The sequence below is a fragment of the Pseudomonas sp. B21-053 genome (genome assembly GCF_026016365.1).
Taxonomy (GTDB): Bacteria; Pseudomonadota; Gammaproteobacteria; order Pseudomonadales; family Pseudomonadaceae; genus Aquipseudomonas; species Aquipseudomonas nunensis.
The window spans coordinates 2,748,838-2,769,850 of record NZ_CP087205.1 but is presented as its reverse complement, the minus strand read 5'-3'; the positions used below and the strand labels follow the sequence as shown (position 1 = coordinate 2,769,850).

The 21,013-nt window shown below is 58.6% G+C and carries 21 protein-coding genes; 8 read left to right on the top strand and 13 right to left on the bottom strand.

From position 1 onward, the window contains the following. Positions 1–174 precede the first annotated feature (174 nt). The 3 genes from LOY68_RS12840 to LOY68_RS12830 form a co-directional block, all read right to left on the bottom strand. Positions 175–981 carry a sulfite exporter TauE/SafE family protein gene (locus tag LOY68_RS12840; protein WP_054054405.1) on the bottom strand — a complete coding sequence of 269 codons (807 nt, stop codon included), beginning with the start codon at positions 979–981 and terminating at the stop codon, positions 175–177. Positions 982–990: 9 nt separating this feature from the next. Further along, positions 991–2,235 (bottom strand): FAD/NAD(P)-binding oxidoreductase, encoded by a 1,245-nt coding sequence (locus LOY68_RS12835; RefSeq protein ID WP_265044948.1) that lies wholly within the window; start codon positions 2,233–2,235, stop codon positions 991–993. A gap of 241 nt (positions 2,236–2,476) precedes the next feature. After that, positions 2,477–2,812 carry an ArsR/SmtB family transcription factor gene (locus LOY68_RS12830; RefSeq protein WP_054054409.1) on the bottom strand — a complete coding sequence of 112 codons (336 nt, stop codon included), beginning with the start codon at positions 2,810–2,812 and terminating at the stop codon, positions 2,477–2,479. Positions 2,813–2,916: 104 nt separating this feature from the next. Here LOY68_RS12830 and LOY68_RS12825 point away from each other — a divergent pair, with 104 nt between their 5' ends. Beyond that, entirely contained in the window at positions 2,917–3,780 is an 864-nt protein-coding gene (locus LOY68_RS12825) for an MBL fold metallo-hydrolase (protein ID WP_265044946.1), read from the top strand. A gap of 120 nt (positions 3,781–3,900) precedes the next feature. Here the strand turns inward: LOY68_RS12825 and bkdR are convergent, their stop codons facing one another. Continuing rightward, a complete protein-coding gene (gene bkdR / locus LOY68_RS12820; protein ID WP_054054414.1) occupies positions 3,901–4,389 on the bottom strand; it encodes a Bkd operon transcriptional regulator BkdR in 489 nt (162 codons plus the stop codon). A 186-nt stretch (positions 4,390–4,575) separates the two neighbouring features. On the opposite strand from bkdR, the gene LOY68_RS12815 reads away from it, so the two are divergent. The 5 genes from LOY68_RS12815 (at position 4,576) to LOY68_RS12795 (ending at position 10,801) form a co-directional block, all read left to right on the top strand. Continuing rightward, the gene (locus tag LOY68_RS12815; RefSeq protein WP_054054416.1) at positions 4,576–5,811 is read left to right on the top strand and encodes a 3-methyl-2-oxobutanoate dehydrogenase (2-methylpropanoyl-transferring) subunit alpha; all 1,236 of its coding nucleotides are present in this window, start codon (positions 4,576–4,578) and stop codon (positions 5,809–5,811) included. Position 5,812: 1 nt separating this feature from the next. Next, entirely contained in the window at positions 5,813–6,871 is a 1,059-nt protein-coding gene (locus LOY68_RS12810; RefSeq protein WP_054054417.1) for an alpha-ketoacid dehydrogenase subunit beta, read from the top strand. Continuing rightward, on the top strand, positions 6,872–8,143 hold the full coding sequence (locus LOY68_RS12805) for a dihydrolipoamide acetyltransferase family protein (protein ID WP_265044943.1): 1,272 nt from the start codon (positions 6,872–6,874) through the stop codon (positions 8,141–8,143). Between the two features lie 3 nt (positions 8,144–8,146). Then, positions 8,147–9,529, top strand: a complete 1,383-nt coding sequence (gene lpdA, locus LOY68_RS12800) for a dihydrolipoyl dehydrogenase (protein WP_265044942.1) — start codon at positions 8,147–8,149, stop codon at positions 9,527–9,529. Positions 9,530–9,781: 252 nt separating this feature from the next. Then, a complete protein-coding gene (locus LOY68_RS12795) occupies positions 9,782–10,801 on the top strand; it encodes a branched-chain amino acid aminotransferase (protein WP_265044940.1) in 1,020 nt (339 codons plus the stop codon). A 155-nt stretch (positions 10,802–10,956) separates the two neighbouring features. Here LOY68_RS12795 and LOY68_RS12790 read toward each other — a convergent pair whose 3' ends face one another. Together LOY68_RS12790 and LOY68_RS12785 are read right to left on the bottom strand one after the other, a co-directional pair. Further along, on the bottom strand, positions 10,957–11,781 hold the full coding sequence (locus LOY68_RS12790; protein ID WP_265044938.1) for a TIGR03915 family putative DNA repair protein: 825 nt from the start codon (positions 11,779–11,781) through the stop codon (positions 10,957–10,959). After that, on the bottom strand, positions 11,778–12,998 hold the full coding sequence (locus tag LOY68_RS12785) for a putative DNA modification/repair radical SAM protein (RefSeq protein ID WP_054054427.1): 1,221 nt from the start codon (positions 12,996–12,998) through the stop codon (positions 11,778–11,780). The genes LOY68_RS12790 and LOY68_RS12785 overlap by 4 nt, the downstream gene beginning before the upstream one ends. A 158-nt stretch (positions 12,999–13,156) precedes the next feature. Here LOY68_RS12785 and LOY68_RS12780 point away from each other — a divergent pair, with 158 nt between their 5' ends. Then, entirely contained in the window at positions 13,157–13,498 is a 342-nt protein-coding gene (locus LOY68_RS12780; RefSeq protein ID WP_265044936.1) for a hypothetical protein, read from the top strand. A gap of 52 nt (positions 13,499–13,550) precedes the next feature. Here LOY68_RS12780 and LOY68_RS12775 read toward each other — a convergent pair whose 3' ends face one another. Further along, on the bottom strand, positions 13,551–14,312 hold the full coding sequence (locus LOY68_RS12775) for an ArsR/SmtB family transcription factor (protein WP_163909661.1): 762 nt from the start codon (positions 14,310–14,312) through the stop codon (positions 13,551–13,553). A gap of 82 nt (positions 14,313–14,394) precedes the next feature. Between LOY68_RS12775 and LOY68_RS12770 the strand changes: the two genes are divergently transcribed. After that, complete coding sequence (locus tag LOY68_RS12770; protein ID WP_265044934.1) at positions 14,395–15,513, top strand: cytochrome P450; 1,119 nt, start codon at positions 14,395–14,397, stop codon at positions 15,511–15,513. Here LOY68_RS12770 and LOY68_RS12765 read toward each other — a convergent pair. Genes LOY68_RS12765 through LOY68_RS12740 form a run of 6 tightly spaced genes read right to left on the bottom strand, consistent with a single transcriptional unit; the run spans position 15,504 to position 20,629 of the window. Further along, positions 15,504–16,703 carry an MFS transporter gene (locus tag LOY68_RS12765; protein WP_265044932.1) on the bottom strand — a complete coding sequence of 400 codons (1,200 nt, stop codon included), beginning with the start codon at positions 16,701–16,703 and terminating at the stop codon, positions 15,504–15,506. The two genes, LOY68_RS12770 and LOY68_RS12765, sit on opposite strands and share 10 nt — an antisense overlap. An 11-nt stretch (positions 16,704–16,714) precedes the next feature. Next, positions 16,715–17,383 carry an HAD hydrolase-like protein gene (locus LOY68_RS12760; RefSeq protein WP_163909658.1) on the bottom strand — a complete coding sequence of 223 codons (669 nt, stop codon included), beginning with the start codon at positions 17,381–17,383 and terminating at the stop codon, positions 16,715–16,717. Positions 17,384–17,414: 31 nt separating this feature from the next. Beyond that, complete coding sequence (locus tag LOY68_RS12755) at positions 17,415–18,536, bottom strand: hypothetical protein (RefSeq protein WP_265044930.1); 1,122 nt, start codon at positions 18,534–18,536, stop codon at positions 17,415–17,417. Positions 18,537–18,594: 58 nt separating this feature from the next. Continuing rightward, the gene (locus LOY68_RS12750) at positions 18,595–19,191 is read right to left on the bottom strand and encodes an ATP-binding protein (RefSeq protein WP_265044929.1); all 597 of its coding nucleotides are present in this window, start codon (positions 19,189–19,191) and stop codon (positions 18,595–18,597) included. After that, on the bottom strand, positions 19,188–19,718 hold the full coding sequence (locus LOY68_RS12745; protein WP_265044927.1) for a hypothetical protein: 531 nt from the start codon (positions 19,716–19,718) through the stop codon (positions 19,188–19,190). Before LOY68_RS12745 ends, LOY68_RS12750 begins: the two co-directional genes overlap by 4 nt. Positions 19,719–19,756: 38 nt before the next feature. Next, complete coding sequence (locus LOY68_RS12740) at positions 19,757–20,629, bottom strand: sulfatase-like hydrolase/transferase (protein ID WP_163909654.1); 873 nt, start codon at positions 20,627–20,629, stop codon at positions 19,757–19,759. Positions 20,630–21,013 lie beyond the last annotated feature (384 nt).

Genomic DNA, 21,013 nt, shown 5'->3' with positions numbered 1-21,013 from the left:
CGATTATCGAAAGCTGACCGGCGGCGTCATACGCTGCCTTGGCGGCGGTTTTGAAGTGCTTTGGAGGGGCCGGGGATGCGCGGCAAATTCGGTGTAAGACCGGGCCGTGGCAAGGCCCGGAACTTTGGGTGTACGCCTGCGAGCGCTACTGACGTGCGGAGGAACCGGTCCTGCCTAGACGCCCGCTCTAAACAGCATGTAAGCGGCGACCACGATGCAGACGCTGGCGAAGCCGACTTGCAGGGCGCGGGCCGGAACCCGGGCGCACAACTGGCGGCCAATGATCATGCCGACGATGCTGGCGACGATAAACGCCACGCCCAAACCATCAATTCTGACGCCTGCATGGAACGCACCGATCACGCCAATGGCCGAGATCAAACTGATGACCATCAACGACGTGGCGACGATCCCGCGCATCTGCACATCGGTCAGTTGCTTGAACGCCGGGACGATCAGGAAACCGCCGCCGACGCCGAGCAACCCCGAGACCACGCCGGTCACCGCGCCGAGGGCCGCCAGGGTTGCGGTGCATTTGGCGGTCCAGGAAAAGCGCCCGGTCTGTTGATCGAGCATGCAATTCTTCTGGCCCCAGTTGGCGTGGCCGTGGTCGCTCGGGCCTTCGTCCTGACGCTCCCGGCGCAACATGCGCCAGGCCACCATGACCATCAGCAGGCTGAACAGAATCATCAGGATTTTTTCCGGCAACTGATGGGCGAAGTAGATGCCCAACGGCGAAAAAATCGCGCCAAGCAAGGCAATCAGCAACGCCGCGCGATAGCGCACCAGGCCATGCCGTAAGCCGTCGATGGCGCCAACGGCTGCCGCGCTACCCACCGCAAACAACGCGACCGGCGCCGCTTGGGTCATGCTCCAGCCGAGCCCGAGCACCAATGCCGGCACCGCCAGAATCCCGCCTCCGGCCCCGGTCAAACCGAGGACCAGGCCCATGAGCACACCAAAAAAACTTGCCAGCAACATAGGGTTCTCTCAGTCGACCTTGGACACAGCGGTCAGCCACTCGCGGCCCTTGAGCATGCCGTTCCAGTAGAACCACGGCAGCAAGCTCGCCTTGAGCCACCACGCAGAACGACGGGGCACGGTCGGGTCGAGGGGAAAGGTCGGCAGCAACTTACCGGCATAACCGAACTCGGCGAGGATCACCTTGCCCTTCTCCACCGTCAGCGGGCAGGAACCGTAGCCGTCGTATTTGAGTGGCAGCGGTTGTTGCTTGCGCAGGGCCAACAGGTTTTCCGCGACCACCACGATTTGCTTGCGCACGGCGGCAGCGGTTTTTGCGTTGCTGGTGGAACAGATATCGCCCAGGCCGAACACCTCGGGATAACGCACGTGTTGCAGCGTGTGCATGTTGACTTCGCACCAGCCGGCGGCGTCGGCCAAGGGGCTTTGGCGGATGAAATCGGGAGAAACCTGAGGTGGCACGACGTGCAGCAGGTCGAAGGTTTTCTCTTCAACCGTCACCGCGCCGGCAGCATCCTTGACCTCGAACCACGCGGTTTTCGCCGGGCCATCGACCTTGATCAGGTTGGAAGTGAAGGCCAGCCGGGCGTTGTATTTTTCGATGTATTTCATCAGCGGCGGCACGAAGGTCGGCACGCCGAACAGTGCAGCGCCGGCCAGGTTGAACTCAACGTCGATGTTGTTCAGCACACCGCTTTTCAACCAGTGATCGCAGGACAGGTACAGCGCCTTTTGCGGCGCGCCAGCGCATTTGATCGGGATCGGTGGCTGGGTGAAGATCGCCTTGCCGCCGCGCAAACCCTTGACCAGTTCCCAGGTGTAGGCCGCGTGTTGATAGCTGTAGTTGGAGGTCACTCCGTGCTGGCCGAGGGTTTCCTGCAAGCCTTCGATCTTCTCCCAGGCCAGGCGCAGGCCGGGGCAGACGATGAGGTTTTGATAGCCAACGGTGCGACCGTCGTCGAGGGTCAGGTGTTTGCTGTCGGCGGCGATGTCAGTCACCGACGCCTGCAGCCATTTGGCTTGACGCGGCATCACGCTGGCCATCGAACGCACGGTGTCTTCCACCGCATAGGCGCCACCGCCGACCAGGGTCCAGGCCGGCTGATAGAAGTGCTGGGCGTTGGGTTCGATAACGGTGATGTTCAACGACGGATCGCGCTTGAGCAGGCTGGCGACAAAACCAATCCCTGCCGTGCCGCCGCCTATCACCACGATGTCTGCACTGATGGTTGGGCCCCAGTGTTGATCGTTCATAGGTTGTTTCCTTTTTTACTGCTGCACGCATTGAGTCAGGTCAGGCACGCTCTGTGTAGCAGCTGCCGAGGTACGAGGCTGCGTTCGGTTGCGAAGCAGTCGTCAAACCTGAGCACGCGGTTTACCTGAAACACCGCGCAGCCTGATTTTACGACTGCTTCGCAACCGAACGCAGCCTCGTGCCTCGGCAGCTGCTACATCGGCCGAACGCAGCCTTCGGCAGCTGCTACAACGGGCATCGTCATGCAAAGCTTTTCAGTACCGCTCCGCAATACAGACCGGACAAGGTTTTCATCACTTGAATCACTTCGTGGCTGGCCAGACCATAGAAAATGTATTTGCCTTCGCGACGAGTCGCGACCAGACCTTCATCACGCAAAATGCCCAGCTGTTGGGACAGTGTGGGCTGGCGCACGCCGGTCATGGTTTCCAGTTCGCCGACATTGCGCTCGCCCTGGGTCAATTGGCAGAGGATCAGCAAGCGATCTTCGTTGGCCAAAGCCTTGAGCAGCGCGCAAGCTTTGGAGGCTGAAGCGCGTAATTGGGCGACTTCACATTCGGTCAGACTGGATTGCATTTGCAGGATGCCTTCGACGTCACTTAAGCTGCAGACATTATGTGTAAACATAAAGTGTTGCAACCAGTTACTGTCTTCCTACCCTTTTCACAGGTCCGTGTCCCATGCCCGCGCTGATTGAAGCCTTCCTCGACCCCGCCTCGTCGACCTACAGCTACGTCGTCTACGAGCAGGACGGCGGGTACTGCGCGATCGTCGACCCGGTGCTCGATTACGATCCGGCCGCCGGGCGCACCACCACTGTCCAGGCCGACCGCGTGATCGCTTTCGTGCGCGAGCATCAGTTGCAAGTGCAATGGCTGCTGGAAACCCACGCCCACGCCGATCACCTGTCCGCCGCGCCGTATCTGCGCCGGGAGCTGGGCGGGAAGATTGCGATTGGTCAGTCGATCAGCAAGGTTCAGGGCGTGTTCAAGACCCTGTTCAATCTGGAGCCGGAATTCTGTGTGGACGGCTCGCAGTTCGATCACCTGTTCGCGCCGAACGAATCGTTCATGATCGGCAACCTCAAGGCCACCGCCCTGCACGTGCCTGGCCATACCCCGGCGGACATGGCGTACTTGATCGACGGCGATGTGATTCTGGTGGGCGACACGCTGTTCATGCCGGATGTCGGCACGGCGCGTTGCGATTTCCCCGGTGGCGATGCCCATCAGATGTTCGCCTCGATCCACAAGCTATTAGCTTTCCCCGCTGGCGTGCGGCTTTACGTTTGCCACGACTATCCGCCAGAGGGGCGTGAGCCGCAGTGCCAGACCACGGTGGGTGAGCAGCGTAAAAGCAATATTCATGTGCATGACGGTGTTGATGAGGCGGCGTTTGTGCAGATGCGCACCCAGCGTGATGCCGGGTTAGGCATGCCGAACCTGTTGTTGCCGGCGATTCAGGTGAATGTGCGGGCGGGGAATATGCCGCCGGCGGAGGACAACGGCGTGACCTACCTGAAGATCCCCCTGAACAAACTGTAAACGCTGGGGGTGGGAGACCTTGTGGGAGCGGGCTTGCTCGCGAAAGCGGTGTGTCAGGCAACTTCAAATCGACTGACACGGCCCCTTCGCGAGCAAGCCCGCTCCCACAGGGGAATGCGTTTAGGTGCCGAGGGTTAACCCATTCGCCGGCAACGGCAGTGCAGTTTTGTAGCGCACTTGCTTCAGCGCAAAACTCGATCGAATGTTGGCGACGCCGGGGACTTTGGTGAGGAAGTCCATCATGAAACGCTCCAGCGACTGAATCGTCGGCACCAGCACCCGGATCAGATAATCCGGGTCCCCCGCCATCAAGTAGCACTCCATCACTTCAGGCCGATCCGAAATCGCCTCTTCGAAATGCGCCAGCGCCTCTTCCACCTGCTTCTCCAGGCTGACGTGGATGAACACATTCACGTGCAGCCCCAGCAGGTCGGCGTCCAATAGCGTCACTTGCTCGCGAATCAGCCCCAATTCCTCCATCGCCTTGACCCGGTTGAAACACGGGGTCGGCGACAGGTTCACCGAACGGGCGAGGTCGGCGTTGGTGATACGGGCATTCTCCTGAAGGCTGTTGAGAATGCCGATATCGGTACGGTCCAGTTTGCGCATGAGACAAAACCACCTGTTATTTTTGTTTATGCAGTTTTTTTATCCTCAAATGATCGCCAACGCAACGAAACACAGATAAATATTCTCCTGCGCCGGGCCTATGATGTTTGTAGGACAAGATTTCCAGCACCCATGGAATGACCGTCAGCTCACTACAAGAAATTCACAAGATCGAGCGTAGAAGCCATGAACCAAGCGTACGAACCGTTGCGCCTGCACGTTCCCGAACCTTCGGGCCGTCCCGGCTGCAAAACAGACTTTTCCTACCTGCATCTGACCGACGCAGGCCTGGTGCGCAAACCCCCAATCGACGTTGAACCGGCCGACACCGCTGATCTGGCCAAGGGCCTGATTCGCGTGCTCGATGACCAGGGCAACGCGCTTGGCCCATGGGCCGAAGGCGTGCCGTCGGAGATCCTGCGTAAAGGCATGCGCGCCATGCTCAAGACGCGGATTTTCGACAACCGCATGGTGGTCGCCCAGCGTCAGAAAAAAATGTCGTTCTACATGCAGAGCCTTGGCGAAGAAGCCATCGGCAGCGCCCAGGCCCTGGCCTTGAACATCGACGACATGTGCTTCCCCACCTACCGTCAGCAAAGCATCCTGATGGCCCGCGAAGTACCGCTGGTGGACCTGATCTGCCAACTGCTGTCCAACGAGCGCGATCCGCTCAAGGGCCGTCAGTTGCCTATCATGTACTCGGTACGCGATCACGGCTTCTTCACCATTTCCGGTAACCTCGCCACCCAATTCGTACAAGGTGTGGGCTGGGGCATGGCGTCGGCGATCAAGGGCGACACCAAAATCGCCTCGGCCTGGATCGGCGACGGCGCTACCGCTGAATCCGACTTCCACACCGCCCTCACCTTCGCCCACGTTTACCGGGCGCCGGTGATCCTCAACGTGGTCAACAACCAGTGGGCGATTTCCACGTTCCAGGCGATTGCCGGTGGTGAAGCCACCACGTTTGCCGGCCGTGGCGTTGGCTGCGGGATTGCCTCCCTGAGGGTCGATGGCAACGATTTCGTCGCGGTCTACGCCGCCTCTGCCTGGGCCGCCGAACGCGCGCGCCGCAACCTCGGTCCGACCATGATCGAGTGGGTCACCTACCGCGCCGGCCCGCACTCCACCTCTGATGATCCTTCGAAATACCGTCCCGCCGACGACTGGAGCCACTTCCCGTTGGGCGATCCGATTGCGCGCCTCAAGCAGCACTTGATCAAGATTGGCCAGTGGTCCGAAGAGGAACACACCGCCGTCAGCGCCGAACTGGAAGCCGAAGTGATCGCCGCGCAGAAAGAAGCCGAGCAGTACGGCACCCTCGCCGGTGGCCAGACGCCAAGCGCCGCGACCATGTTCGAAGACGTCTACAAAGAGATGCCGGAGCACTTGAAGCGCCAGCGTCAAGAGTTGGGGATCTGACATGAACGACCACAACACCAGCATTGAATTGGAAACCGCCATGACCACGACCACCATGACCATGATCCAGGCCCTGCGCTCGGCCATGGACGTGATGCTTGAGCGCGACGACAACGTCGTCGTATTCGGTCAGGACGTGGGTTACTTCGGCGGCGTGTTCCGTTGCACCGAAGGCTTGCAGAGCAAGTACGGCACCTCCCGCGTCTTCGATGCGCCGATCTCCGAAAGCGGGATCGTCGGCGTTGCAGTCGGCATGGGCGCCTACGGTCTGCGCCCGGTGGCCGAGATTCAGTTCGCCGACTACGTGTACCCGGCGTCGGACCAGATCATTTCCGAAGCCGCGCGCCTGCGTTATCGCTCGGCCGGTGAATTCACCGCACCGATGACGTTGCGCATGCCTTGCGGCGGCGGCATCTACGGCGGCCAGACCCACAGCCAGAGCATCGAGGCGATGTTCACTCAGGTCTGCGGCCTGCGCACGGTCATGCCGTCCAACCCCTACGATGCCAAAGGCTTGCTGATCGCCTCCATCGAAAACGATGACCCGGTGATCTTCCTCGAGCCAAAACGCCTGTACAACGGCCCGTTCGACGGCCACCACGACCGCCCGGTAACCCCGTGGTCGAAACACCCGGCCGCACAAGTGCCGGACGGCTACTACACCGTGCCGCTGGACGTCGCCGCCATCGCCCGTCCGGGCAAGGAAGTGACCATCCTGACCTACGGCACAACGGTTTATGTGTCGCAAGTCGCTGCTGAAGAAAGCGGTGTCGACGCTGAAGTCATCGACCTGCGCAGCCTGTGGCCGCTGGACCTTGAAACCATCGTCAAATCCGTGAAAAAAACCGGCCGCTGCGTGATCGTTCACGAAGCCACCCGCACCTGCGGTTTCGGCGCCGAACTGGTCGCGCTGGTGCAAGAGCATTGCTTCCACTACCTGGAAGCGCCGATCGAACGCGTCACCGGTTGGGACACCCCCTACCCGCACGCGCAAGAGTGGGCGTATTTCCCAGGGCCGTCCCGAGTAGGCGCGGCGTTGAAACGGGTTATGGAGGTCTGAATGGGCACGCACGTTATTAAAATGCCGGACATTGGTGAAGGCATTGCAGAAGTTGAATTGTCGGTATGGCACGTCAAGGTTGGCGACATGGTCGTCGAAGATCAGGTGCTGGCCGATGTGATGACCGACAAGGCGATGGTCGACATCCCTTCCCCGGTGCACGGCAAGGTGATTGCGTTGGGCGGCCAGCCGGGCGAAGTCATGGCGGTTGGCAGCATTCTGATCAGCATTGAAGTCGAAGGCGCGGGCAACGTTAAAGAGTCCGCGCAGCCTGTCGCTGCTGTTAAAGAAGCACCGGCTGTAGCGCCTGCCAAAGTTGAAGCCGTTGCTGAAAGCAAACCCGTAGCAGCGCCGCGTCCTGCGGTTTGTCAGGGTCCGATGGTTGCCCGTGAAGCCGACGAACGTCCGCTGGCCTCGCCGGCCGTGCGCAAACATGCGCTGGACCTCGGCATCCAGTTGCGCCTGGTGCGTGGCTCTGGCCCTGCTGGTCGCGTGCTGCATGAAGACCTCGACGCGTATCTGGCTCAAGGTCAGTCGAACGCTTCGACACCGGTGGCGGCTTACGCCCAGCGCACCGATGAACAGCAAATCCCGGTGATCGGCATGCGCCGCAAGATCGCCCAGCGCATGCAGGACGCCACCCAGCGTGCCGCCCACTTCAGTTATGTCGAGGAAATCGACGTCACCGCTGTGGAAGAACTGCGCGCCCACTTGAACGAAAAACATGGCGCGACCCGCGGCAAGCTGACTTTGCTGCCGTTCCTCGTTCGCGCCCTGGTGGTTGCCCTGCGTGACTTCCCACAGATCAACGCCCGTTACGACGACGAAGCCCAAGTCATCACCCGCCTCGGCGCGGTGCATGTTGGCGTCGCCACTCAAAGCGATATTGGGTTGATGGTGCCGGTGGTGCGTCACGCCGAAGCCCGCAGCCTGTGGGACAGCGCTCAGGAAATCTCCCGCTTGGCCACCGCCGCGCGTAACGGCAAGGCCAGCCGCGAAGAGCTGTCCGGCTCGACCATCACCCTGACCAGCCTCGGCGCGTTGGGCGGCATTGTCAGCACGCCGGTGTTGAACCTGCCGGAAGTGGCGATCGTCGGCGTAAACAAAATCGTCGAACGCCCGATGGTGGTCAAAGGCCAGATCGTGATTCGCAAGATGATGAACCTCTCCAGCTCCTTCGATCACCGGGTGGTCGATGGCATGGACGCGGCGCAATTCATCCAGGCCATCCGTGGCCTGCTCGAACAACCCGCCACCTTGTTCGTGGAGTAAGAGATGCAAACTTTGAACACCACACTGCTGATCATCGGCGGCGGTCCTGGCGGTTATGTGACGGCGATTCGTGCCGGCCAGTTGGGCATTTCGACCATTCTGGTGGAAGGCGAATCGTTGGGCGGCACCTGCCTGAACATCGGCTGCATTCCATCGAAGGCGCTGATTCACGTCGCCGAACAGTTTCACCAGACACAGCATCACAGTCAGCATTCGGCTTTGGGCATCAGCGTTTCGGCGCCGACCCTCGACATCACCAAAAGCGTCGAGTGGAAGGACGGCATCGTTGATCGCCTGACCACCGGCGTCTCGGCGCTGCTGAAGAAGCACAAGGTCCAGGTCATTCAAGGCTGGGCCAAGGTGATCGACGGCAAGACCGTTGAAGTCGGTGACACGCGGATTCAGTGCGAACACCTGGTGCTGGCCACCGGTTCGAAAAGCGTGAACCTGCCGATGCTGCCGATTGGCGGGCCGATCATTTCCTCCACCGAGGCGCTGGCGCCGAAGTCCGTGCCTAAACGGCTGATCGTGGTCGGTGGTGGGTACATCGGTCTGGAGCTGGGGATTGCCTATCGCAAACTCGGCGCCGAGGTCAGCGTGGTCGAGGCTCAGGATCGGATCCTGCCAGCTTATGACGCGGAACTGACGCATCCGGTGCACGAAGCGCTGAAGCAACTCGGCGTGAAGCTTTACTTGAAGCACAGCGTTCAAGGCTTTGATTCTGCTAGTAATACACTGCAAGTTCTTGATCCGGATGGCGACACCATTAACCTGGAAACCGATCAGGTACTGGTCGCGGTCGGCCGCAAGCCGAACACCCAAGGCTGGAATCTCGAAGGCCTGAACCTGGCGATGAACGGTTCGGCGATCAAGATCGACAACCGCTGCCAGACCAGCATGCGCAACGTCTACGCCATCGGCGACCTGAGCGGCGAACCGATGCTCGCGCACCGGGCCATGGCCCAGGGCGAGATGGTCGCCGAGCTGATCAGCGGCAAAACCCGCGAATTCAACCCTACCGCCATCGCTGCCGTGTGCTTTACCGACCCGGAACTGGTGGTGGTCGGCAAGACTCCGGACGAAGCCAAGGCTGCGGGCCTGGACTGCATCGTTTCCAGCTTCCCGTTCGCGGCGAATGGCCGGGCGATGACCCTGGAATCGAAAACCGGCTTCGTGCGAGTGGTCGCTCGTCGGGACAATCATCTGATTGTCGGCTGGCAAGCGGTGGGTGTTGGCGTGTCGGAGTTGTCGACCGCATTCGGCCAGAGTCTGGAAATGGGCGCACGGCTGGAAGACATCGCCGGCACCATCCATGCGCATCCGACGCTGGGTGAGGCGGTGCAGGAAGCAGCGTTGCGTGCGTTGGGGCATGCGCTGCATTTGTAATTCCGGGAAATTGATGGTGTAGGTGATGGCCTCTTCGCGAGCAAGCCCGCTCCCACATTTGATCTGTGTCGTACACAAATCCACTGTGGGAGCGGGCTTGCTCGCGAATTCTCAAGGGCGACATCATTTATCTGCCAATCACCCGATAGTCCGGGCTGCGAAACCACCCCGGAATGAAGTATTGTTGTCCCCATCCAAAAAACGTCAGAAGCCTTGAACCGTTTCGGCGGTTGTTAAGTGATAGAGGGTGTCATGGGTAACGAAAGCATCAACTGGGACAAGCTGGGTTTTGACTACATCAAGACCGACAAACGCTATCTGTCGTACTGTCGTAATGGCGAGTGGGACGCAGGCACCCTGACCGAAGATAACGTGCTGCACATCAGCGAAGGCTCGACTGCCCTTCACTATGGCCAGCAATGCTTCGAAGGCATGAAGGCCTATCGTTGCAAGGACGGCTCGATCAACCTTTTCCGCCCGGACCAGAACGCCCTGCGCATGCAGCGCAGCTGTGCACGCCTGCTGATGCCGTTCGTCGAAACCGAGCAGTTCATCGAAGCCTGCAAAGCCGTGGTTCGCGCCAACGAGCGTTTCATCCCGCCTTACGGCACCGGCGGCGCGCTGTACTTGCGTCCGTTCGTGATCGGCGTGGGTGACAACATCGGCGTGCGTACCGCCCCCGAGTTCATCTTCTCGATTTTCTGCATTCCGGTCGGCGCCTACTTCAAGGGCGGCCTGACCCCGCACAACTTCCTGATCTCCAGCTACGACCGCGCGGCCCCACAAGGCACCGGCGCAGCCAAGGTCGGTGGCAACTACGCCGCCAGCCTGATGCCTGGCTCCCAGGCCAAGAAGGCGCACTTTGCCGACTGCATCTACCTGGACCCGATGACCCACACCAAAATCGAAGAAGTCGGCTCGGCCAACTTCTTCGGGATCACTCACGACAACAAGTTCGTCACCCCGAACTCGCCGTCGGTACTGCCGGGCATCACCCGTCTGTCGTTGATCGAGCTGGCTAAATCGCGTCTGGGCCTGGAAGTGGTTGAAGGTGACGTGTTGATCGACAAGCTGTCGGACTTCAAGGAAGCCGGCGCTTGCGGTACGGCTGCCGTGATCACCCCGATCGGTGGCATCAGCTACAACGACCACCTGCACGTGTTCCACAGCGAAACCGAAGTCGGCCCGGTCACCCAGAAGCTCTACAAAGAGCTGACCGGTGTACAGACCGGCGACATCGAAGCGCCAGCGGGCTGGATCGTCAAGGTTTGACCTGACGCCAGCTGCACCAAAGCCCTCCATCGAGTGATCGATGGAGGGCTTTTTGTTGGAAAGGGCAAGATCAAAAGATCGCAGCCTTCGGCAGCTCCTACAGGGTGAACACCAGTCCCACGTAGGAGCTGCCGAAGGCTGCGATCTTTTGATCTTTACCTCTTCATGCCAATCCGCTTCCCCTGCCTCCCGGCAATCCCACTGGCCTGCCCATCCTGTTGCTTGCCGGTACGCGCCTGGGTGATCAACCCCGGAATCAACGCCCCTTCCGGCAGGTTCTTCCAGAACCTTGCCGGCAGATGCCCCTGCATCACCTTCGGATTCAGCCGCGCCGGGTTGAAGATGTGGCTGTAGTAGGTCAGCCACATATCACCGTGAGGATCGTCAACGTTCTGCGCCAGCCGTTGCCATTCAATCGGGCATTGGCGTTGGTGAATCAACTGCTGGCCATCGTAGTAGACCCCGTCGCGAGGCGTGGCGATCAGCCAGCGGTGGCGACCCATGCGGGCAACGAAATGCTCGCTGGCGCTGTGCAGGATGTCGTGAGCCGGTTCATGCCACGCGACATATTGCGGGCCTTCGCTGGCTTGAGGTCGCTCGACGAAACGCACGAAAGCATGCAGGTGATGGGCTTCGCGCTGCACTTGCTTGATCCGCCGTTGCAGTTCGCTGCCGAGCTTATCGCCGGCCAGCATCGCCGTGCGGTCGCCGTGACTGACCCGCCACAACACCTCATACAGCAAACTCCAGCGTTGATCGCCGCGATAGCGTGCGGCGCTTTCAAGAATACCCAGCAACGCCAGCGGGATTCGTGCCTGAAACGGGCCATTGCCCTCGGGCGGCGCATCATCGCTGGCGAACAGGTCAGTGACACCCTCCGACGCCCAACTCACCAGACTCGGATCGACCTCATGGCTGAGCAGCCAACGGGCCTGCTGACGCCAGGTCTCGAACAGGTCGTCGCAATCCAGATTGATCATCCCCATAACCCCATCTGTTGCGGCTGCGGCCGGTCACGCAGTTGTTGATACAGCAAATGGCTGGTGACTTCAGCCTGCTGTGGGTGGTAATCGCTGGTGATGATGAATGGCTTGGCCTTGGCCAGCACGCAGCGCATGCGTGCCAGGTCTTCGTAGCGAATGCGCCGTTGCTGGCGCAGTTCCACCAGACGCTCGGTAGTGCGTAGACCAATCCCGGGGATGCGCGCAATCAATGACGCCGCTGCGCGGTTGAGGTCCAGTGGAAACACCTCGCGATTCTCCAATGCCCAGGCCAGTTTCGGGTCAATGTCCAGCGCCAGATGCCCCGGCCCCTTGAACAACTCGCCAGCGGTGAATCCGTAGCTGCGCAGCAGAAAATCAGCCTGATACAAGCGGTGTTCGCGCATCAACGGTGGTGCGGCGAGCGGCACGCTTTTCGGACTGTTGGGGATCGGGCTGAACGCGGAGTAATAGACCCGGCGCAGACGGTAGTTGCCATACAACGCCTGGGCGCTATGCAGAATGGTGCTGTCGTCAGTGTCATCGGCGCCGACGATCATCTGGGTGCTCTGACCGGCCGGAGCGAATTTCGGCGCCCGAGGTTCGTTGAGCACGGTTTGCTCGCCGGTGTAGATGGTTTGCATCGCTTGTTTGATCGAGCCCAGCTGCTTTTCCGGGGCCAGGGTTTGCAGGCTGGCATCGGTGGGCAACTCGATGTTGACGCTCAGTCGGTCGGCATAGCGCCCCGCTTCCTCGATCAGCGCCGGATCGGCTTCGGGAATGGTCTTGAGGTGGATGTAGCCCCGGAACTCGTGGTCTTCGCGCAGCAACTTGGCCACGCGGATCAACTGCTCCATGGTGTAGTCCGCCGAGCGGATGATCCCGGAACTTAAAAACAAGCCGCTGACGCAGTTGCGCCGGTAGAAATCCATGGTCAGCGTGACCACTTCTTCAGGCGTGAAGCGCGCCCGGGGCACATCGCTGGAACGGCGGTTGACGCAGTACTGACAATCGTAGAGACAGAAATTGGTCAGCAGGATTTTCAGCAGCGAGACACAACGCCCGTCCGGCGTGTAGCTGTGGCAAATGCCCATGCCATCGGTGGAGCCCAGGCCACTCTTGCCCTCGGAGCTGCGCTTGGGCGCACCGCTGCTGGCGCAGGACGCGTCGTACTTGGCCGCGTCGGCGAGAATGCTGAGCTTGTCGATGAGTTCCATAGTCAACGCCTGATACTGTTCGGATATACAGTATAGAGTCGACCTTGCGGACACAAGCCATCAACGCACCTCTCATCGGACAGGATGAAATCGACGCCCTGCCCGATTCGTCACTAGACTTGCCCCGTGCACTCGCAATCGACAGGTGTCAAGAAACCATGGGCAAACTCTGGCGAAAGTATCTGGCCTTGCTGGACACCGACTTCACCACGCAGGTGTTCGATAACATCAAGAACCTGCTGGTCTGCGCGTTGCTATTCGCGGCGGGCACCAATGCGTTGCACAGCGAGCACCATCCTTACATGGGGCTGCTCACCTCGGATGTGGCGGGCTGGGCGTTGATCGCGGTGTCGGCGCTGCTGATGCTGCTCAGCGTCAGCGACGGTTTGCGGCGCTTGTCCCGACTGCCGTATCACACGGCGTTCCAGGTGGTTTTGTTTTTGATCTACCTGGTGCTGGCGGTGCGGGTGGTCGAGTATGTCTGGGATTTTCGGGCGTAGGGCAGATCAAAAGATCGCAGGCTGCGCCAGCTCCTACACCGGTTTCCCTGAATCACACCGCCCCCGTAGGAGCTGCCGAAGGCTGCGATCTTTTGATCTTGATCTGTTGAACTGACTGATCCGGCAACACCAGCTCAAACCGCGCGCCCATCTCCTTGCGCCCCGCCGCCGTCAACGCCAATGCCCGACTGTCCAGGTCCTGGGTCACCCATTTACGCTTGATCGCCACCTGTAACAATGCCGCCCCCAACGAACCGCCCAGATGCGGCCGGCGCACGCTCCAGTCCAGGCACGGACAGGCGAAGCGGCGACGCATCGTGCTCAAATCCTTGACCTCGATACCCAACCCTTCGAAAAACGCTTCGCCGCTGTCGCTCAGTTGATAAACCTGCTCGTCGGTTTCCAACACCCACCCTGCCTCGATCATCCGGTCGTGCAGCAACACCGCCAGGGTGCCGGCCATATGGTCGTAGCAGGTGCGGGCGAATTGCAGGCGATCCGGCGTGCGCGGGTTGAAGGTCGGCGCAGCGTTCTGGCCAATCACCATCAAGGCTTCCAGCGCCTGAGCCACCCGTTTGTCAGCGAGGCTGTAATAACGATGGCGGCCCTGGACGTGCAGCCGCAACAGCGCCAGTTCCCTGAGTTTGGCCAGGTGCGCGCTGGCCGTGGAGGCACTGACCTCGGCAATCGTCGCCAGCTCGGTACTGGTGCGGGCGTGGCCGTCCATCAGCGAACAGAGGATTTTCGTCCGGGCCGGCTCCGCAATCGCGGCCGCCACCTGAGAGACGCCGATGTCGTGTTGTTCAACGTTCATATTTCGCTCCCGGACGAATCAAGGCCCTTGTGAACTGGAGATAGTAGCAACACTTCTCCCACCACGAACAAGGCTGCGACCCATGGACCCGATCATCGCTGCGACTCACGCCAATCCATATCCTTATTACGCACAACTGCGTGCCGAGGGCGGACTGGTTTTTCATCAAGGACTGAAACTGTGGGTGGCCAGCAGTGCCGCGACCGTGGCAGCGGTGCTGGCGCATCCGGATTACCATGTGCGCCCTTTGGGCGAGCCGGTGCCCAAGTCGATTGCTGACGGGTTGGCTGGCGAGGTGTTTGGCCAGTTGATGCGCATGAACGAGGGTGAACGGCAGCGTTGCCCTCGCTCGGCGATTGAGCCGGGGCTTGCATTGATCGATGTGAATGAAGTGCAGGCGTTGGTCAGTGCGCGATTGATAACTGCGGATGCGGAGGGTTTGTCCAAGGCGATGTTTCGCGGGCCGGTCGGCGTGGTCGCTGCGCTGTTAGGGTTCTCACCCGCTCAAGCCCGATTTGTCAGCGAGTTGACCGCCGATTTCGTGGCTTGCCTGTCGCCGCTGAGCAATCCCGCTCAACTGGACGCTGCCCACGCGGCGGCTGAACAGTTGCGGGGCAATTTCATAGAGTTGCTGGAAGATCCGGATACGCAGAGTCCGCTGTTGAACGGCATCAAACAGCGATTCGCGTCATCGGATAATGAAATGCTGATCGCCAACCTGATCGGGCTGTGTTCGCAAACCTATGAAGCCACGGCGGGGTTGATCGGCAACGCACTGATCGCGATGATTCGAAACCCGTCATTGCAACGCGATTTGTCCTCCACTGATGACCTGATCGCAGAAACCCAGCGCTTCGATCCATCAGTACAAAACACCCGCCGCTTCGTCGCCGCATCTTGTGAAATCGACGGCGTGCGCCTGGAGCCCGGCGATGCGATTCTGGTGCTCCTGGCCTCGGCCAACCGCGATCCGCAGATCAACGACCAACCCGACGCGTTCATCCTCGACCGTCCGAATCGTCGCAGTTTTACCTTCGGCAGCGGCCGCCATCAATGCCCTGGGCAGACACTGGCCTTGAGCATCGCCAGCGCAACGTTGACGCAGATACTGGCGATAAAACCCAAACTGGACGGTTTGACCTGGCACTACCGCCCTTCGCTGAATGGTCGGATTCCGATGTTCAGCGAGGCTCAAGGCTGAGCGATCCGATGTCGCTGCTGATTAAACATGACCAAGCCGAGCAGCAGCACCAGAATGCTCGCCATCACAAGGGCTGAGTCCGCGCCTTGAAACCGCGCGATCATCCCCCAGGCCAGCGCACCGAGCGTTCCTCCGAGGTAGTTTGAAAAAAAATACAAGGACAGCCCGAATGCTCGTTGTGCTGGCGCGAAGGCTCGCGTCAGTCTGCCACACAGTCGCACGAACAGGATGAACAGCGCGCAACCGCAACACAGCAGCGCCATGCTGTGGATCACCCATTGCGACGTTAGCGCGAACAGTGTCGTGCTAGCCGAGAAAATCAGCGTCAACACAACCCTTTCATACCGGCCGAACAGGCGCAGTGAAAATCGCCCGGAAAACGTCCCCAGCAAAGCCCCCACACCAAAAAACACCATCAACAAGGTGTAGAGGGTCGCGTTGTCACCGAAATGGAGCCTGACCAGGGAAGGCAGTAAGGTTTGGACGCTGCAACAGCCAAATGCCAATGCGCCGACCAGGAACAGGTCCTTCACGGACGCCGGATCGATACGTGGAATTGCGGATACCGGGGCCAGTCCATGGCTGCTGCTTGTACGCCATCCGGCTTTATCCCAGGCTACGATGACCATCACCGTCCAAAGGCAGGCCACAATACCGGCGAGCGCTGGTAACGCCGTGAGGCTCTGGTGAATGACAAATGCGACGAATAGCGGGCCGGCCAGTTTTGCAATGCTGACCGCCAGCCCGTGGACTGACAGCACTGTATCCACATCATCTTTGCCGAACAGGGAAATGATCGTCGCTTGATAGGACGGCCCCCTGATCGAAATGCCGGCATTCAGGATCAGTAACGCGCACAGTCCCAGAGCGAAACTCGGGTTTCCCATGAAGTAGACGGCACTCAATACAAAACCAAGGCCAATCAAGATCTGCCCGATGAAGTGCAGCCCTTTTCGAGAGTAGCGATCCCCCAGGTATCCGACAAACAGCGTGAGTATGGCGAAAGGTGCATTGCTGGCGACGTAGACCCAGAAAGCCCCGTCGACCTGCCCTCCGCTCCACGACCAGGCAAACAGCAGCGTTTGAGTCTGGAAGACGATCTGAAGGACCAACGTGCCAAACCAATACCCGGAGAAAGTCGGGTTTTTCATGATTTCAAGCAAGCGGCCATCGTGGGTGATGGGGGTCATGTTGCTCCTTGTCAAACGGTCGGCAGCAGGCCTTCGACAACGCCGGGCAACGCCCAGGGTGTGTCAGCCAGGGCGCAGGCTCCGCTGTCCTTCAACTCATCGACGCAACCATAGCCCCAAAGCGCGCCCACCGGGATCACTGCATTTCTCTGGGCGGCCACCATGTCATCACGCTTGTCGCCAATCATGAATACGCTGGAGGGTGGCTTTGCAAGCGTTGCCAGTAACTTCTTCAAGAGGTCAGCCTTGTCATCCAGCAGACCGTCTGGCGAGGTACCGAATATCGATTGGAAAGACTCGGACAATCCATTGCAGGCGAGCATTTTTTCAGCGAACTCCTGGCGTTTCGAGGTCGCAACGAAAAGCGAATAGTCATGCTCCGAAAAATAGCGCAGTGCATGGCTGATACCGGCGTAAGGCAGGCTTTTGTAAAGCCCTTGCTCCCTGTAGTGAGTGCGGTACAGATGGACACACTCGTCCACTCGATCATCGGCAAACGGCGCGAGCAACTCGGCGACTATCTGGTTCATCGGAGGGCCAAGCAACCGTTGCGTTCCGGCGTCTGGAACAAAGTCATGGCCCAGTTGACGTATGGCGTGGGTCAGACTCTCGACGATTCCGGGGGCGGAGTCGAGGACGGTTCCATCCAGATCGAAAATGATGACTTTGAAATCAGTCACGCAGGGACCTCCTGGTCGCAAAGGAGCTGCTTCACAGGGGCTGACGCCTGATCGTGTTTTCAAGCACGCTGGCGACCGCTCCATCGTTGAAATAGCCGTTTAAAAAATACCATGGCCGTCGGCACAGCGCCGAGATGACAGGTTCTGGCAGAGGTTTGGCTGTCAGGTCGAATATGGAAGAAGGAAAGGCAGTGTCTTCATTCAGGACCTGATCCAGCAACAGCGTGCGTTTATCGTGGTGGATCTCTTCAATACTCACTGCGGTATCGACCTCGGGGCGCAGTCGAGGAATGACGACCGCATCAATGCGTCCATGAGATCGCATCGGCGAATCGAAGAGTCTGGCCAGCAAGCGAGGAGATAGTGAAGCTTTTTTGAAGGGAAGCATCTTTGACCAGAATCCGATCTCACCGCTTGGCCTTGAGTATTTCTGATTCGCGGGCAAGTTGAATTCGGCAACTTCATGTAGATGAAATTCGCCCACCTGACTTTGTATGGGGCTTCCGTGGGCCGTCAAACGATTGCCGTCCAGGTAAACCAGGCTCCTGTCGTTGGCGCAAAAGCTGCTGCCGCCGTGGCGCAAACTGTTGATCAGCAGGGACGTCTTTCCAGCACCGGCGCCGCCAAGTACCAGGCATCCACTCTGTTCGAATGAAATAAAGCCCCCATGGATCCTGAGCAGCTCATGTTCGCTGAACGCAATCATCACTTCCCGGGACAAGCGCACGGCGAGCAACAGCGCCGAAACTTCGTCGCTGATACACCACACGATAACCGAGCTTGCATTGAACAGCATCCAGCCAGCGTCCGCCGCGCGTGCCAGGCGAAAATCGCCAACACGCAACACCTGCATGGTCGCGCCGAAGTACCAAGGCATCGTTTCAGCCCGTGCCGCAAAGTCATGGGTCAGTCGTTCAAGCTCGGCAGGTATCGCGGCGGTGTTGACCTTTACCGTATACCTGACGGGAGACTTGCCTTCCGGCTGCCGCATCGCGAAGTAAGGCGATACATAAGCGCTGAACAGGTTCAAGGTATGCGCATCCGCCAGGGTTACCTTGAGCGTGGTCCCCATGAAATCGAATACCGCCGAGAAACTCGAGAGCGCGCTTTCTCGTTTATGTACGTTCATCAGCGCATCGAGAGACTCATCCATTGTTGTGTCCCGTCTGGAAAGTAGCGATTGGTTTTCGGTGCGGTCCCTGGACTTCATCTCAACCGTAGTCCTGAAATGGCTGGATGAAATCGAGAAGGTCTTCGAGTTGTTGGTCCGCTGATTCATTCCTCAACCTGAGTATCCGTTTGTCAGTAGCGCTCAACCGTGTGAACAATTTTTCGTATTGGGTATGCACGGCCTGTAGCAGCGCCGGGTTGTCGTGCTGCCAACGCAGATCACCCTCGACGGCACGACAGCGCAGCCGCTCTCGCAACAAAGGCAGATCAGGAAGCATGCAAACCAGTACGCCGGGAAAACCATGGGGAAGAAACAGACTGTCGATATGCGCGATCAATCGTCGGGCTTCATCTGGCGTGATCCAGCCTAGATCTTGATAGGCGTTGATGTAGCAAAGGGTGTCGTAGATGCAACGGTCTGCCAGCAACATCGCGGACTGCGGTTTTTTTTCATTCTCTATCTGCTCCACCAGGTACTTGATGGCTCGCACGCTGGCGCGCTGATACGCGGAGTCCTCAGGTACCGGGAATGAAACCGCAAAGCCCCTGGCAAGCCCACGATGCGTGACAAGTCGATTGATCGCAGTCGATTTACCCGCACCGTGAGGACCACAAAAATAAACGACGGGCCGCGTCATATTGGCTTCATGGCATGTGTCTTGATACCTCGGCTTTCCAGTGCAGCCTTTTTTTCCGCACTATCGGAAAGTAGATAAACGTCGGCAATTTCCAGGTGCTTCAATATTTCGGCGATTTGTCCGAAATCGCGAAGATCATAGGTGAGCCCTAAACGCGTGCAAGCCTCCCGGCTGCTGAGGTTGTGCTGTTGCCTTTCGGCGTAGACCCTGACTTTACTGACCAACCCTCTACCGCGACCGTCATGTTCTTCGGTGTAGATAATCAAACCATTATCCAACCGATTGAGTGTGTGCATGGCATCGGTCATCTGTGCACAACAGTCGCATTCATGATCGCCTGCAATATGCCCTAACGCGCAGGCCGATTGAATTCGCAACGGAACCGGAGATATCAGATTTCTGTAGATAAACAAGTGGTGAAAGGGTTGACCTTTATAGACGGTTTCCATCGCACCCACATTAAACTCACCCACATCATTAGTGATCGTCGCGCCCCATGCAGCATCGAGTATTTGAAGATCAGGCATAAGCCAACCTGTAATGATTGTATATAAAGGAATCGGAACTAGTTGACGGTCGCAATAAGCAGAGGTACTTCAGTGACTTTTTCGTGAGGATAACCATGTCCCCACATACCGTCTTCCCCGAAGCATTCACCGTGATCGCCAGCAATGACCACCAACAGCGGATGAGAAATTTTCGACAGTAGAATACCCACCTTTCGATCAACTTCCTCGAGTGCCGCTATTTGCAGTTTTTGCAACTTCGCGAGCGCAGCGGTATCGACATCCACTTCATGCGAGAAGGCTTTTTTCAAACCCCACAGGTTTTTATGCTTCTTTATGGTTTCTTTCGCCGATTCCGGCAAAGGTGCAACGCCGCAGTCGTAGGGAACATGCGTTTCAGGACAATTTATAAACAGGAAGAACGGTTCATTGCCTATTTCATCAACGAGTTCATCAATATGATTAAGCGGAAACTCGGAGGCTTCCCTCTCCGTAAAAACAGACACGAAGTCATTTTTTCCATAGAAGTGAAAGGTATCGAAGTGCTTCGCCAAAGCAGGATGCCTGAACCAGCGAACGCCCCCGGCGCCGATCACTCGAAAACCACGTTTTGCGTAGGATTTCGGTACCGACTCGCCGTCAATGCTGACGCCGATGGTCAAGGGGTCGCGTTGACGCCCTGAAGCCAGGCGCCATAGCTGGCGGACTTCGGGGCTGTAGAAATCATTGAAAGGTGGCGTAATTACCGACGGTAGATAGCCCATGAAAAAGCTCATGTGCGCCGGTAGCGTATACGTTCCGTGAGTGCCCGCCGCGCGGGTTTGGCCGAGACTGTCGAAGGTCGGTGTCTCGGCCTGGGAAAATGAATCGAAACGACAGGAATCCACAGTAATAAATAAAACACTGCGATCTGACATTGCTGTCTGGCTCATGAATCCTCCTTGAATATTGAGCAATCGTTGCATTCCAGCGAACGCCGAGAGCCTAGGGCAGCATTAACCTACTGCCAACTTACAATTTAAATCAGCACATCCTTGTGCAACTTCAAATACGTCCATTTAGTGCAGCTACTTCAGGTTTGTTACTTAGGCGCGTGGACAGCACCACCACTCGAAGTGAAGGTAATTACAGCACTCACGGCTTGCTGCTCGGCGGAACTAAGTACGCGAATATTCTGATTCATGAAGGTCATCCTTTTATTTCATAAGTTGAGATCAATTTGATCGACTTCGAGACTTTGTTAATCGCCTCGCCTTCAACCCTAACAGTCTCAGGATATGCGTCAAAGATAATCTGCCCCCAAGTGTTGCAAGATA